Genomic DNA, 15,896 nt, shown 5'->3' with positions numbered 1-15,896 from the left:
CAATTAATAAAATAACCAATCTACGGCTTCTTTATCGTCTTTACCAATTAATCCAACATCTCTAGAATTGATATTCTGGTTGGCATCGATAAATCCTAAAATTAAAACACGACCTTTTCCTAAATTAAGTTCATGTTCGCCTGCATTAAAATTGTACGTATGAATATTTATTCCTGGCATTTGTTTTAACTTCATGGCATTAGCCAAAACCACCTCGGCTTGTCCATGCGTATTGCCTGCCGCATTGGTTTCTAAACTAGGAGGAAATAAAAACCGCTTTTGATCGGTTTTAAAATAACCAACCACTAGTTTAACGGGGGTTTCACATTTAAATTTAAGCTGAGTTCCATTTTTATTTTGGTTATCGGCCACAAGCGACATGCCTGATAAATGTTGTAATTCTGGCGCTAAATCAGTAATTTCCGATTCTGGAATTCCGTAAACTTGTATTCCCGTTTTTACAGGATAACTTCCATTAACTTCACTCAACATGGTTACCTGCCCTGGCTGCCAAGGCTCAACAACATCTTTCTCGATTGTACCGTCTTTAGATGCTTTTAAAAGCTCTAAATTCCGTTTGAAATTTGCCAATTCGCGCTCGTAATGTGACAACAATTCCTTCCATGTTTTATTTTTACCATCATCACCGCCAATAGGGATTCTACGTTGAGCTGTTTGCATTCCATTTGCATAGAAATAAGAATCCTGAGTTAAATTCACCAACTTTTGATAATGCACAATACTCTGTTCCAGATGTGGTAAAGCGGCTTCTAAATCTGAAATATCTTTAGAATAGCTATATCGTAATACCAGTAAAGCTGCTTTTACTTTTTCTGCAAAACAATCGGCAAAGGCTTTGTAACAATACATATCGTTTTTTAAGCGCTTGAACTCGCTTTGTTGCTCAGAAATATAAGGTGAAGCGGCATCTATCGCCTCCACGGCTGCTTGTCCGTGCGCTACAATTTCATCTATAATTTGTACAGGGGTCTCGCCTTCGTGAGGCTGTTTATACCATTCTTTTTTGGCGTATTCTAACAGAATTTCTCCCTCAGGACCACAAGATTCGTAAAACCCTGGATATACACGCCATTTATACGGATTTACCAATTGGCTCTCGAACATCCCTAACAATAAGGTTTGTCGGTTGCCTTCGGTTATTCCAAATCGGCGTAAGGTTTTTGGAGCTATTTCTCCAGCTTCTTCATAAGCTTTTAAAATAGATTGTGCTGTTTCATTATCAGTTCCAAATTTGGCTCCCAGCACCTCACTCCAATAAGAGATTTCTTTTGCCCTATCGCGGTTACTTTGCCAAGCATAACGCGCCCAAGCCTTATACCAAATCCAATCGCGATCTATTTCCAAAAGTCTTGGCTCGGTTTTATCTGGTGCATATGGCCAGTCCCAATACGATGATAACGGATATAAATGCAAAGCATTTGCCCCATGAATATTGTGCATGGCTTGCACGCTTTTTTGAATAAAATCTGGCGAACCGTAACGGAACGGCTCTAAATTAGCCAAAACATGAACATTGGAAATGTGCGTAGATCCTGCCTGACTTAAATTTTTATGAATTTCTGTCCATGGCCCGCGTGGCTGATACGTTGTTAACGATTCGCCATTATACTTATGTGTAGTGTATAAATTTTTATACAAAGGCAACGCATGTTGCATTACCAAAGGAGCATCGGTATCATGAGCCCTTAAAATAATGGGAGGCTCTTCGGTTTTTCCTAAGGCTTTCAAACCATCTTTTACACCTGGAATTATCGTTTCTGTAAACCACTCTACATCGTATTCACGCTCCATGGCTTCGCCCAGAGCTACCAATAGTCCTACATTGGGATATTTTTCTACAAAAGCCGCTATAGATTTTCTATTATAATCGGCAATTAACGGCGTTATTGGTCGCGACCGATCTTGCGTTTTTATACCGTAATGCTCTGCAAAAGGTTTAGAAACCATTATATTGTAGAACATCTGGATAACCCAAATACCTCTTTTATCGGCTTCTTGCGTAATAAAATTAAAAATGTCTTCATTCTTTTTAAAATCTTCATCACTAACCTCAACTGCAAACGGATAGTCTTTTAATTTCACTAACGAAGCAAATGGATGGCCATTCCATAAATACAACGAGTTGAATCTGTTTTCAACCATCATATCTAAATACTGTATCCACAATTCCTTATCGTAAAACCAAGGAAAATTTTCTGGAGTATAAGGGTATTCATAAACACCACGTCCTTCTAAATACGTTGTTTTTTGAAGTCCGATTGCGGTGCCTCTAAGCACCATTTCTGGCTGATCTGTTATATGAATTTCCTTCGGAATTTCGCCCTGTGCATTTATCTGATCAATCAACTCTAAAACGCCGTATAGAGCTCCAGAATCATCAAAACCTGTTACTTGTATTTGATGATTTTTCGACTCAATATTAAACCCTTCCTTTTTAGTTGTATCTGGGCTTACCTGCACTTTAATGACAAAATCCTGATCTGATTTTGGTTCTTCGGTACTCAAATTCACTTTATAGCCCTGAGAAATCAAGGCATCCGACAATCTTTCTAAACCGAAAGCCACTCTAGACGATGTTTCGTTACCGACTAAAGTGACTGTAGTTTGTTTGGAACAAGATACCACCATTAAAAAAGCAAATACTAAAATGCTTAAATGCTTCATAATTTCTTAGTTTTCTTGAAACACTTTTTTAAGATAGGCGGCATTGGCTCCGTAATTTTTCACCACGTTATGCACATCTGTGGTATCGCGAGAACGCTCTACAATTAACCAGCCTTTCCAATGCATTTTATCTAAAGTCTCTTTAATTTTCGGAAGATCGATAGCCGAATCGTTTTCTATCCAATGGCCATCGGTATTCGATGCATGGATTTCTCCAATATTATCGCGACCTAAAGTTTTTAGTTCTTTCGAAATATCACGTCCGTTTTTAATAGCATTAGCAAAATTGAAGGCTATTTTTATATTTCGATTACCCACTTCTTCTAACAATTTCTTTTCTTCTTCTGCCGACAATGATGTTTCTACGGCAATAATGCCATTAATTTTATCGACTTGTTTTCCTGCCCAGCGCAAACGCTCTACAATGGCAGGGCGTAATTCCGGATGTTTTACCAGATCGCCTTTAGTGCCTAATGGTAAATAAGCCACTTGCACATTAAACGTTTTCATAACTTCTATACAATCGTTTACCATTTGTTTTACCGTTGGGCGCTCGGCAAACGATTGGGCATAAAATCCAGACATGGCCACAGAACTGATTTCGATTCCTGTTTCTGCCATTTTTTGTTTAAATACACGTACACTAGCGGTGTCGCCATTTATAAATTTACTATCGAAGGTTTCGCGATTTCCTAAGCCGCCCATATCCATTTCTATACCATCGGCACCAATTTCTTTGGCACGCTCAAACGATCCTAATTTCTGACGTTTTAAAATCATCCAATCGCAAACGGCTACTTTATAACGCTCTTTAGTTGGGCCAGGCCAAACACCATCTTCAATTGGGAAAGTAACCAATTTAGATGGATCGATTTTTACATACTTTATTTTTTGACGTCTCCAAGTGTACACACAATGCAACATACCATCTGACCCTTGAATGATTGATGGATAAGAATACTGACTAATTTTTGAATCTTCTATAACCAAAGCCGCATTCCAGTTAATACCATCTTTAGAAATGGCAATGTTTAACGGACTTCTGTAGCTTTTATTCATGTCTTCATTTGGCCAAACATGATTATAAATTAAGGCGTGTTCGCCATTTTTCATCGTTACGGCATCGGTTCCAGAACTGTTATTTGGCATGTTTAACAACTCTAAAGGCGACCAGGTTTGCCCGTTATCTTCAGACCAGATTGAAAATAAATGCCTGTTTCTGGTTCTGCCAATTTGTTGTAGTTTACCATTGCCATGGAATAAAATACTTGGCTGAATCGCATTAATAGCGTTTGGGCCTTTTGGTAAGGTATCATGCATTTTCCAGGTTTTTCCAAAATCTGGAGTCGATTCCATGCGTAAATTCCATCCATTACCTTCTACACTCGACGGCAACAATAGATTACCATTTTCTAATAATTCTGGTTTATTTTTAATAGGGCCTAAAAAACCTTCTGGCAACTTTTCTGCTTCAGACCAGGTTTCGCCACCATCTTTAGAACGTTTTAACATGCCCCACCATGTTGATGGGCTTGGACCAATTTTGTAAAACAACATTAAATCGCCATCAGGAATTTGATACAATACTGGATTCCATGTAGGGTAACGCAACGTATCGTTTTGTACACCATTGGCAACCTCTACACCTTCTGTCCACTTTCCATTTTTACGTTTACTTACCCAAATACCAACATCTGGATTGCGTTCATGGGTGCCTCCAAACCAAGAAGCTACCAACTCCCCTTTTGTATTTTCTACAATAGTTGCGGCATGTGCCGATAAATAAGATGCTTCGTTAAAAATAAATTCATCAACCTCGATCCCTTCACGCCAGGTTTTATCTTCTAAAGCCACCGTAGCTACCGAAGCTGATTCGGGTGTTGTAGATTCTTTACAACTGGCTAAAACCAGAAAGCTAAACAATAAGCATGTGGTTTTTAATAATTTCATTTGTTATAGTAATTAGTTAGTAGAATAGTATTTAAACTTTAACGCCTAAAAATAATTTAAATCGATTGCATAAGTATCCTGTAGCATCATGATACCAGAAATATTTCAATTTAAAATTGAAGCTTATAATTTCCAGAATCTAAATAAAGCACCGTAAAATTGTCTTCGGTTTCTATTCGGTAATCGGAAGCATCTAATGCTTTAGAATTTAATTTAATTTTATTTGATGCTGTAGTTGGAATATAAACCTTTGCAGAACTATTTGCTGGTATTTCTATTTGCCAATCGGTATGCCTGCGGCTCTTTTTCCAGTGACTTTTTATCAATCCATAATGCGACTGATACGAAGCGTTTACAAAGCTTAATCCAGCCTCAAAATCGGGTTTCATAATAATTTCTTTAAAACCAGGATTTTCAGGATTGCTTTTTATTCCTGCTATGTTTTCGTAGTACCAAATCATTAAATCACCTAGCAACATGACGTGATTTTGTGAATTCATTTCTGGATTGGCCGTATTTCCGTTCCACAATTCCCAAATAGTAGTTGCTCCATTTTCTACCATATAGCCCCAACTCGGGTAGGTTTTATTCGAAGCTAACTTATAAGCTAAATCGCCACGTCCAAACCTAGAAAGTGTTCGCATTAAAAACTGAGTCCCAACAACCCCTGTACTAATATGCCCATCTTTTTCAACTTCAATTTGCTGAGTCATATTTTCAAACACTTTGTTTTCTAAATGGTCTGGCACCATATTAAAAGCCAATGGCAACACATTGGCCGTTACCGTATTATTGGCATAACTGTAATTTTCTTTGTTGAAATACTTTGCGTTGAAAGCTTTTTTAACACGATTGGCTAAAGCATTGTAATAAACAACATCATCTTGATGCGCTCCAGAAATTCTAGCAAACTTTTGCATGATTTGAAGCAAATGATAATAAAAAGCACTAGACAACACCTCGCCATCAGTCAATCGTTTAGGGTCTTTGGAACGAATAATTTCTAAAGATTCTGGCGGCACACACCAATCCCCATACTTGTCTTTGGTCATTAAATCGTTCTTTAAATAATTTGCCTCCATGTACAAAATCCATTTTTTCATGTATGGATAATGGTCTTTAATCACTTTTTCATCACCAAACTGCGTATACAGCATATCGGCTACTTTTAAATAAGCCCCTTGCCAAGTAACTCCATCACCATAGTAACGCCAAAAAGCAGGAGCTACATCTGGAATTCCTCCATCTAAAGTTTGCGAATATTTAATATCATCTAACCATTTTGCATACAGCGTTTGATTGTTAAAAATGAAACTTTCTCCATAAGCTCCCGTGGTGCGATCGCCTAACCATGGCTGACGCTCATTACGTTGCGGACAATCAACAGGCATGCCTTTGTAATTTCCTCTAATTCCCCAATAGGCATTTTTAAAAATCTGATTCATGGTTTCGTTAGAACTCTCAAACGTTCCTACAGTCTCCATAGCATCATAAACCACTTTTCCTAAAAAATCATTCGCTTTAGGAGGATTTGTAAATCCTGAAAGTTCTACAAAACGAAAACCGTGATATACAAATTTAGGTTCCCAAACTTCTTCACCTTCGCCTTTTAAAATATAATAATCAGTGGTTTTGGCATCGCGTAAATTGGCAATGTATAAAGAGCCATCGTCTTGTAAAGACTCTGCAAATTTCATCGCAATTTTATCCCCTTTATTTCCTTTTACCTTTATTTGCAACCAACCGACCATGTTTTGTCCCATGTCCAAAATGTAAGTGCCTCTTGAGGTTTTAGTCATAGACAATGGTTTTACGGTATCCATAACTTTCATATTTGGAGTCATTTGTCCTTCGTAAAATCCGCCTGGTTCTTGAACCCACATCATATTCATCCAAGAAGCATCATCAAAACCAACGGTATTCCAATTCGGCATTTCTTTACGAGCATCGTAGGTTTCGCCATCGTATTCATTGTTTGCACGAATAGGACTGTATGGAGTAAACTTCCAACTTTGATCGGTTTTGATGGTTTCTTTAGTACCATCCTCATACTCAACTTGTAATTGAAGAGCCATTTTTGGAAAACCAAAACTTTTGATTTTATAAGGTTTGTACTCTTGTCTCATGGCAAAAAAACGTCCATTTCCTAAAATAGTCCCCAATACATTATCGCCTTGTTGAAGTTCTTTAGTCACATCAAATACATTGTATTTTACGTTTTTGGTATAATCGGTTGGAACAGGAGCTAACACCTGATTTCCTATTTTTTTTCCGTTGATGTAAAACTCATACAGCCCCATTCCCATGATAAAGACTTTGGCTTTTTTCACCTTTTTTTCTAGGTTGATTTGCTTACGAACATAACGAGCCGATAGTTTTGAAAACTGCCCTATGGTATCGCCTTCAAACAATTGATTGTACCCAATCCATCGGGTAGATTTCCATTCTGCATACGTCAAAATTCCCATGCTCCACAAAGCGGTTTCACTCCAAGAACTCTCTCCTTTGTTTGTCCAAATTTTCACTTTCCAAAAAGCTTCATCCTTACTGTCTAAAGTTTTTCCATCGTATTTAATATTTACCGAGGCATCGCTTTTTACAATGCCGCTATCCCATAAATCGGCTTCATTGTTCTTTATTTTTTCTAAAGATGATGCCACCAAAATATGATAAGCTGTTTGTTTTACATGCTGAGCTTCGGTAGAAATTTTCCAGCTCAATCGAGGTTGTACCACATCAATTCCCAGAGGATTGGTCAACATTTCGCATTGTAAATTGTTTAGCGATATGTTTTTTTGGGCAAACACATTAGCACTAACAATCATTAATAAAATATGTAAAAAAAGTTTTTTCATGCTTTTTAACTTATGTCTTTAATAAACGTCATTCTGAATTCATTTCAGAATCACATACTTTTTGAAAACCTGAATAAGATATAAAGTTCAGGTTGACAACTCTTGGATTTATTCAGAAATCACTCTCTCTAACTTTGTTGAAGCAGCCACTTCTTTTCCATTTCTAAACACCCGTAACCCTTGTCCTTTGTGGTATTTTTCTCCTGTTTTATCCCAAAGAATGGTAATGATATCACCGTGGTATAAAATATTATCCAAACAAAACCAATCCCATTGCTCTTGTGGAATTAAAGGATTGACTTCTATTTTTTCATCGGCACGAGGACGTAATCCTACCAAACCAGTAATCATTAAATCGTTAAATGTAGAGTGGTTGTAATAACGGCTACGCTCTCTATCACCCATTAACCAATATCCTGTGGTTTCATCTAAATACTCCCCAATGTATGGGCGGCCTCTGTAGTATTGCGATTCTACATACAAATTCATTTGTTTAAAATAATCGGCTTTAGCAACCACATTTTGTTCGTAGTTGTTTAAAACATTGGCCAAGGCCGTTAATGTTTGTGAAGTAGCAAAAGGCCACACTGCACCATCCCACTCACACGTTCCTGTACCGTGACTTCTAAAACGTGGGCTTCTACGCTCTGCCGTAGTTAAACCAAACGGAGCAGCAAATCCTTCTTCGTCTTTAAATTGTTCCCATGCTTTTTCAAAACCTTTATTTTCTGATGGCAAATTAAAATACCAAGGAATAAATCCGATGGCTTCGCGAACATTTGAAGAAGTATCTTTTTCGGTTAAAGTCTCAAAAAACAAATCTTTTTTATTCCATAATTTTTGTTCTACCAAACCTTTAATCGTTTTTGATTTTTTATCAAAATATACCGATTTTTCACTATCGCCTTGCATTTTTGCCATGGTAGACAAAGCTTTGGCATTGGCAAACATATAACTGTTGATGGTTGGACGAGCATTGCGTACATGACGACCACCACTCAACGATTCTTCCATACCATCTTTTACATCGTTTTGCCAAAACAAACCGTCGGTACGCTGACGTTCTTCTTCCCAACGTGCATAATCTGAAATCATGTCTGGATAAAAATCTAACAAGTATTTTTCATCCTTATTTACCAAATAACGATTGTACAATGCATCGGCTGTCCAACTACTAAATTTGTGTAATTTTTTCATCGGTTTTCCTTCGTTTCCACGGTACCAAATATTTATATTTTGTTCAATGTATTTTGGATCGTGAACCCAACGAAATTCATAAATATGATGTCCTAAAGCACAGGCTATTAAATTGTATTTATCCGCATACGATCTATCCACTAAAAACTCGGTAATGGCATAACCTTGAGGGGTGTTGGTAATGTGTTTTCGCAAACTCCACCAACGGAAATAATACATTTCTTCAAAATTATCTTGCGGACATTCAAACAACGGAATATTGCTTTTCATCCAAGTCCAAGCACTGTCGTTAGGTACTGCTTTGGCAATATTTTCATCTTCCATTCTATTGAAATAATCGGCATAATGTTTAAAATCATCTGCCTGTAAAACGGTTTTTGAATCAGGTTTTTTTACCTCTGAAACCGTTTCTGAAGATTTACATCCTGCGATTAAAACAGGTAATACCAGTAATAAATATTTTATTTTGTTCATATTAATCTATTTTTTCAATAAGCCGTTTTAGCAATATAATTATGGGATATTAGCCTCGGCTTGCCAAACGCCCATTATGGGCATTTATTTCCCGTAAAACGTATAGATTTTTCCGGCTTTCATAACAACGTCATACTCCTTGTACTTTGGCAACGTCAATTTTTCGATGTTTGCTTTTTTAGAAACAATCGGTTCTTTTACCTCTACTTGATAAAAGAAAGGATTTTCATTTTTTCCTCTGGCTTTTTTCAGTCCTGTTCCTGTTAAAGAAGAGTCTAATCGCAATCTACAATTCCCATCTTTTGAGGCTGTAATTTTCAATTCCGAAACTTTATTATTCTTCCAAGTCATGTCAATTTCATAACCGCCTCTGGTTTTTAAGCCTTTAATGTTTCCATTTTTCCAAACATCTGGCAAAGCAGGTAATAAGTGAATGGCTTCTTCATGACTTTGCATTAACATTTCTGCAATTCCCGCTGTACATCCAAAATTTCCATCAATTTGAAAAGGTTGATGTGCATCTAACATATTAGGATACGTTCCTCCTCCTTTTCGTTGATCTGCAGTGACCAAATGCAACTGATCTTGTAACAATTTATAAGCGTGATTTCCATCTAACAAACGAGCCCATAAATTTACTTTCCAGCCCATAGACCAACCTGTAGATTCATCTCCTCTATATTTTAAAGATGTTTTTGCTGCTTGAAACAATTCTGGAGTTCTAAAAGGTGATATTTGATTGCTAGGAAACAATCCGTACAAATGCGATACATGACGGTGATGATCTTCTGGATCGTCCCAATCAATTAACCATTCTTGCAACTGACCATGTTGTCCAATTTGCATTGGAGCCATTTTTGTTAGAGTCGTTTCTAGTGTTTTTGCAAAGGTTTCGTCTTCATTTAAAATTTTTGTAGCACGAACCAAGTTGGTAAACAAATCAAAAATTAACTGATTGTCCATAGTAGTTCCTGCCGTAATGGTCGATTTTCCGTCTTCTCCTCCATGGGTATTTTCTGGAGAGTTTGAAGGTACTACTACCAAATACCCCGAATTAGGATCGGTAATCATAAAATCTAAAAAGAACTGAGCTGCTCCCTTCATAATCGGGAAAATCTCCTTTAAAAATGCTTCATTTCCTGTGTATAAATAACGTTCCCACAAATCTTGACACACCCATGCTCCTCCTGTTGGCCACATTCCAGAAGCTGCCATGTCAATAGGTCCAGTAATTCTCCAAATATCCGTGTTGTGATGCAACACCCAACCTTTGGCATTGTACATTATTTTAGCCGTTTCTTTCCCTGTTACTGCCACTTCTCTAGCTAGCTGAATAAAAGGCTCGTGCATTTCCGAAAGATTGGTCAACTCCGATGGCCAATAATTCATTTCTGCATTAATATTCATGGTGTATTTACTTTCCCATGGCGGGAACAACATATCGTTCCAAATACCTTGTAAATTGGCTGGTTGTCCACCTGGTTGCGAAGAAGAAATCAATAAATAACGTCCAAATTGAAAATATAAGGCTGCTAATTCTGGATCAAACTGACTGTCGAATTTTTGAATACGAAGATCTGTTGGGTCTTTTGCTACATTGCTTTTTCCTAAATTTAAAGACACACGATTGAAAAACTTTTGATAATAGTTTACATGCATATCTTTTATGGTTTCAAAATCTTTAACAATAGCTTTGTCTAAAAACGCTTTGCTCTTTGCCACATAATCAGCAGAAATATCTTTGTAATTCACAAAATTGGTTGCTATAGAAATATAAAGCACCACCTCATCGGCTTTATCTACACTGATAATGCCGTTTTTTACCGATAACTTTCCGCCTTTATTTTTGGCAGCCATACGCCCTTGAAATTTTACACGTCCTTTTTGTCCTTCTACCGTACTGGTTACGCCTGCCAAAGTCACTTGGCCGTCTTCGGTAGTTACCAGTGTTTTATCAAACGGACTGTTTAAAAAGGCATTACAAGTAATCATTCCGGGTTTGTTGGCAGATAGTTTTACAGCCACCACATCATTTTCAAAAGCGGATAAAATTTCACGCGTATATTCTACACCATCAACCGTATATTTTACTTTGGCTGTCGCATTTTCAATATTTAAATCGCGATAATAATTGCTGTAATCTTGATGTCCTGGAAATGAAATATACACACTTCCAAAGGTTTGATAAGGCATTCCGTTATTGGTTTGCGAACGAATATCTGAGGTCGCTAAATCTTGTGCTTCTTTGTATTTTCCATCAAAAATAAGCTGACGTACTTTTGGCAACGCGACCAACGCTTTCTCGTGCGCATTACTATTTGGCGAACCTGCCCAAATGGTTTCTTCGTTTAATTGCAAACGCTCGATAGCTGGATCTCCAAAAACCATGGCGCCTAAACGACCATTTCCTAATGGCAAAGCTTCGTTCCAAATTTCTGCTGGCTTATTGTACCAAAGTTTTAATTCATTTTGTGCCGATACTTTTAACATTCCGAAAAGGAATACCAACACTAAACTTTTTAATATGATATTATTTCGACTCATAAACTCTTTCATTTTTTTCTCCAAATAACTTATATAAATCATCTATATTCTTTAGAGCATTTTTAGGTAAATTTTCAGGATTGTTTCCAAACACGAACAGATTTTCATAAGGTTCAATGGTACAGGTAGATTCATCTATCTCTCCATTTTTATTGGTGATGTTATCCAAACGCAAGTCTAAATATTCAGCCATAAACGGATACATCGCTTGACGTTTAGACACCTTATAATTATGACCTTCTTCTGGAAGATGAACATTTTTTACAACTTCTTTTTTACCATAAAAACCATAAATACGTTCTACAAAAGGAAATTCTACTTCAGGAGTATTTTTTGTCCAATCGCCACCATCAGAAATTAGTAATTGTGGTTTTGGTGCTGCCAAAGCCGCTATTTCAACATTATTCGTTCCGTTACCACACAAATGAATACCACGACCACTCTCACAAGCACAACCTCCAGAATGGTACGACGACACCATAACCACGGGCACCGATACGGTAATTCTATCGTCAAGCGCTGCTAAAAATACCGTTTGCGAACCGCCACCCGAACCACCGGTAACACCCACGCGAGACATATCGGCTTGTTTTAAAGTAGACACGTAATCTAACAAACGCATACCTGTTAACACCTGAACGGTTGATGCAATACTGTTTCTATGATATTTTGAATCGAATTGCAACTGTGATTCATCCCAGGCAAACAAATCGTAATTCACGACAATGGCACCCATTTTTGCCAACATCGCACAACGAATTTGCTCGCTTTCGCGGAAACGACCATCGCCAAAATGCCCATTAGGCGTGACAATAACAGCCGCCTTTTTGGGCATTGGATTGGGTTTATAAATCGATCCGGTAACATAAACACCTGGTAATATTTCTAAACCAATGTTTTCAACTGTGTAACCTTTATACTTTCTTTTTTTTGTTAAAATAGGTTTGGAATCGGGCATTGCTGGTGCTTTATCCAAGCCGAAAGCTGAAAACATACAGGTTTTTAATTCCGCTTTTCGAATTTCCCAAGATGCTAAATCAGGACTTAAAGATTCTAAATACTGAAGACGTTCTGCGCCTTTTTCTTCGGTTAACTTATGATATTGAAACTTCTTAATTTTGTAGCTTCCATTTTTCTGCTTTACAGCGGAAAGATTAAACGGACTTAACACATTGGCAAAAGTCACTTCAAGATTGGTGGCATCAATTTTCCATTGGCCATAATCAAGCTCTTTATCTTTTAGTAATCCATCGTTATCAATAATATCAACATGAAATACCGACTGAATGGTATTTACTGTCTCAGTTAAAGCTTGTTTAAAATTCGTATCAGAGGTTTGCGCATGCCCTTTCGGCAACATAAAACATGCTACAAAAAGCAGAACAAACGCTATATGTTTTGATTTCATCATTATTTTTTACAAACTATATTGTACACACCAGAACCAACCAAATAGGTAGGTCTGTTATGCTCTACATTCGATTTTTCAAAGTCCTTACCATTCACTTCAATATGCATCGACAAATCTACCGGTAATATAATGGTTGCTGTGGTATTTGCAGGCACTTCTACTTTAAAGTTTATAGCTTCATCTGATACATTCCATTCTGAAATAATGGTTCCGTAAAGTGACTCATAACTCGCTTTTACGAAGGTCATATCGCCAACAATTTCAGGTTCGATAAAGAAATGTTTAAATCCGGGATGTTCCATATCTGGTGTAATTCCGGCTAAACTGGTATAAAACCATTCTTCAATTTGTCCCATCATAAAATGGTTCCATGAATTCCCTTTTCTTGGATCCCATTGCTCGGTTAACGTGGTTAATCCGAATTTTATCTGGAACCCGTAACCTGGTGTATCGTAATGGTTATTCATTTTGTACATGGCTTCATTTTCACCGTTTCTCGCCAAAGCTTCAAATAAATAGCGGTTACCAACATCGCCCGTTGTTAAGCGGTAGCCCCTGTCTTTGATATCGGCTAATAAATTGTCCATAACTGCTTGCTTATACTGTGGCTCAACAATATCCATAAACACAGAAACCGCATTACTAAACTGACTTCCGGTTCCGTATTGTTTCGTTTCTGCATTGAAAAATTCATTATTGTACGCCGTTTTAATATTCTGCGTTAAGGCTTCATATGTAGCAATGTCTTCGGTTTTATTCAAGTGCTTGGCTGCTTTTGCAAACAAATACGCGGAATAATAGTAGTGACTGGTTGCCGATAGTGCTATCGGGCTGTTTTTAGAGTAGCCGGCAGCATGCTCGCCATAATCATACCAATCACCTAAACCATGAGATACGATATAATTATCAGAGGTACTTGTTAGGTAATCGACGTACTTTTTCATCACGTCGTAGTACTCACGAATTAAGGAATCGTCTCCATAATACTCGTAATACATCCAGGGTAAAATAACTCCTGATGCACCCCATTCCGGTGAATCGGTAAAATCACCACCAAACACCACATATTCAGGAGCAATAGTTGGTATTAAACCATTCTCACGTTGCGCGTCTTCAATATTTCGCATGATGGTTGGAAAATACGCTTTCATGTTATAATTAAACATTAAGCCTGGTCCGTTAAGGTGTGCTTCTTCCAACCAACCTAATTTCTCACGATGTGGACAATCGGTTAATACCGCCTGAAAATTACTTTTTATAGCATTGTTAATCAATTCGTGTGCTTTGTTGAAAATTTCGTTTGAACTTTCGAACGACCCAATTTCACCTGCTGAATTATAAATAAAATTCGATTTTAAATCGACCAAAGTTGGCAAACTATCTACTTTGGTCGATTTATAATTGATGTTTTCAATCTGAATATATTGATAGCCATAATAACTAAACTTAGGCTGCCAGGTTTCTGTTCCTTCACCCTTCAGCGTATAATCATAATAATACGGTTTTCCTGAACGTCCCTGACTGATGGTGCCATCTTCTTTTAAACCTTCACCAACCCAAACACGAACGGTTTGCCCCTGTTTTCCCTGTACAGAAATGGTTGGAAAACCAGACAGGTTTTGCCCCATGTTAAACACGTAGGTGTTCTGTGCAACCTCATTAAACTCCTTTACATCATATTGTTTTTGAATGGTTACCGGCGGTGCAATTTGTGCTTTCAACTCTCCTTTTGGTGCTTCCTGAATCACAACTGACTTCCAGTTAGAAGCATCGAAGTTTGGAGTGTTCCATCCGTTTTGCTCTAAATTCGCATCGTAATCTTCGCCACCAAACATACCATTATAAGTAATCGGGCTTAGGCTGTATGTCCAACTTTCATCTGAATTTATAACAGTTTCAGAACCATCTTCAAAAGTCAGCTTCATTTTAAAGAATAAAGTCGGAGGTCCAAAACTCACAAAAAATTTGGTATAGCGCCCTTGTACGGTATTGTACATACCGTTTCCTAACAATACACCAACAACGTTATAGCCTTTGTTCAACGACTCTGATGGAATTTCATACGTGTTATAATTTACAGTTTTATCGTAATCTGTCCATAACGGTGCAAATTCACTATTTCCTACTTTTTTTCCGTTTAAACTCAATTCATAATGTCCCAATCCAGACACATACACCACCGCTTCTTTGATGTTTTTTTCTACTGAAAAATCTTTACGTAACAAAATACTTTGACGAGCCAAAGCATCTGATGTATTGATAATATCATTACGCTTTGATTTTTTATAAGTCGCGGTATGATGATGTCTTCCCTCTGGCAAATGACTATCTGCCTTGGTAATGGCACCAATCCAAGTAGGTTGTAAGGCTTCATTTGTTGGTTCTGTTCTAAAAAAAGCGATAGCACTCCACGGTGTTTCCTTATCATCAGCTGTCCAAACCTTTACTTTCCAGTAATATTTTGTTTCTGGTTGTAAAGAAGTCTTAACCTGTACCAACTGACTTTGATCAGAAATAATTTTACCACTGTCCCAAACATCAGCATTATTTTTCTCTAAATGTTCTTTAGAAGAACTTATTAAAACATGATACGCTGTTTGTGTAACATTAAAAGCATCGGATTTTAATTGCCAACTTATACGTGGGTGACTTACAGGAACTGCTAACGGATTCTCAACTTGTTCGCAAGTTAATTGCTCTACAGTTGTTTCTGCTTTTTCAGCTGTTGAACAGGCAGAAAAAACAAAAGTTAAAAGAACTATGTATTTAAAAAACTTCAA

Annotated in this window: 7 protein-coding genes; all 7 read right to left on the bottom strand. The window is 37.3% G+C overall.

Annotated elements, in window-relative coordinates:
- Positions 1-3: 3 nt before the first annotated feature.
- The 7 genes from ACR9EA_RS04985 to ACR9EA_RS04955 all read right to left on the bottom strand — a co-directional run bounded on the left by ACR9EA_RS04985 (position 4) and on the right by ACR9EA_RS04955 (position 15,896).
- On the bottom strand, positions 4-2,685 hold the full coding sequence (locus ACR9EA_RS04985; RefSeq protein ID WP_435138351.1) for an alpha-d-galacturonidase: 2,682 nt from the start codon (positions 2,683-2,685) through the stop codon (positions 4-6).
- A 6-nt stretch (positions 2,686-2,691) separates the two neighbouring features.
- Positions 2,692-4,635: an exo-alpha-sialidase gene (locus ACR9EA_RS04980; RefSeq protein WP_435138349.1), complete on the bottom strand. Its 1,944-nt coding sequence runs from the start codon at positions 4,633-4,635 to the stop codon at positions 2,692-2,694.
- Positions 4,636-4,745: 110 nt separating this feature from the next.
- Positions 4,746-7,490: a family 78 glycoside hydrolase catalytic domain gene (locus tag ACR9EA_RS04975; RefSeq protein ID WP_435138347.1), complete on the bottom strand. Its 2,745-nt coding sequence runs from the start codon at positions 7,488-7,490 to the stop codon at positions 4,746-4,748.
- Between the two features lie 108 nt (positions 7,491-7,598).
- On the bottom strand, positions 7,599-9,161 hold the full coding sequence (locus ACR9EA_RS04970; RefSeq protein WP_435138345.1) for an MGH1-like glycoside hydrolase domain-containing protein: 1,563 nt from the start codon (positions 9,159-9,161) through the stop codon (positions 7,599-7,601).
- 84 nt (positions 9,162-9,245) lie between these two features.
- Complete coding sequence (locus ACR9EA_RS04965; RefSeq protein ID WP_435138343.1) at positions 9,246-11,705, bottom strand: glycoside hydrolase family 95 protein; 2,460 nt, start codon at positions 11,703-11,705, stop codon at positions 9,246-9,248.
- Entirely contained in the window at positions 11,692-13,116 is a 1,425-nt protein-coding gene (locus tag ACR9EA_RS04960) for an acetylxylan esterase (protein ID WP_435138341.1), read from the bottom strand. Before ACR9EA_RS04960 ends, ACR9EA_RS04965 begins: the two co-directional genes overlap by 14 nt.
- Positions 13,116-15,896, bottom strand: a complete 2,781-nt coding sequence (locus ACR9EA_RS04955; protein ID WP_435138339.1) for a family 78 glycoside hydrolase catalytic domain — start codon at positions 15,894-15,896, stop codon at positions 13,116-13,118. The genes ACR9EA_RS04960 and ACR9EA_RS04955 overlap by 1 nt, the downstream gene beginning before the upstream one ends.

The sequence above is a fragment of the Formosa sp. A9 genome (genome assembly GCF_051200825.1).
In the GTDB taxonomy this organism is placed as follows: Bacteria; Bacteroidota; Bacteroidia; order Flavobacteriales; family Flavobacteriaceae; genus Formosa.
Note: the sequence above shows the minus strand (reverse complement) of the source record. Positions and strands in the feature narration are given on the sequence as shown.

What these genes read in the sequence shown, in the direction of transcription:
- ACR9EA_RS04985 (WP_435138351.1), bottom strand. Translation starts at nt 2,685, where the DNA reads ATGAAGCATTTAAGCATTTTAGTATTTGCTTTTTTAATGGTGGTATCT.
- ACR9EA_RS04980 (WP_435138349.1), bottom strand. Translation starts at nt 4,635, where the DNA reads ATGAAATTATTAAAAACCACATGCTTATTGTTTAGCTTTCTGGTTTTA.
- ACR9EA_RS04975 (WP_435138347.1), bottom strand. Translation starts at nt 7,490, where the DNA reads ATGAAAAAACTTTTTTTACATATTTTATTAATGATTGTTAGTGCTAAT.
- ACR9EA_RS04970 (WP_435138345.1), bottom strand. Translation starts at nt 9,161, where the DNA reads ATGAACAAAATAAAATATTTATTACTGGTATTACCTGTTTTAATCGCA.
- ACR9EA_RS04965 (WP_435138343.1), bottom strand. Translation starts at nt 11,705, where the DNA reads ATGAGTCGAAATAATATCATATTAAAAAGTTTAGTGTTGGTATTCCTT.
- ACR9EA_RS04960 (WP_435138341.1), bottom strand. Translation starts at nt 13,116, where the DNA reads ATGATGAAATCAAAACATATAGCGTTTGTTCTGCTTTTTGTAGCATGT.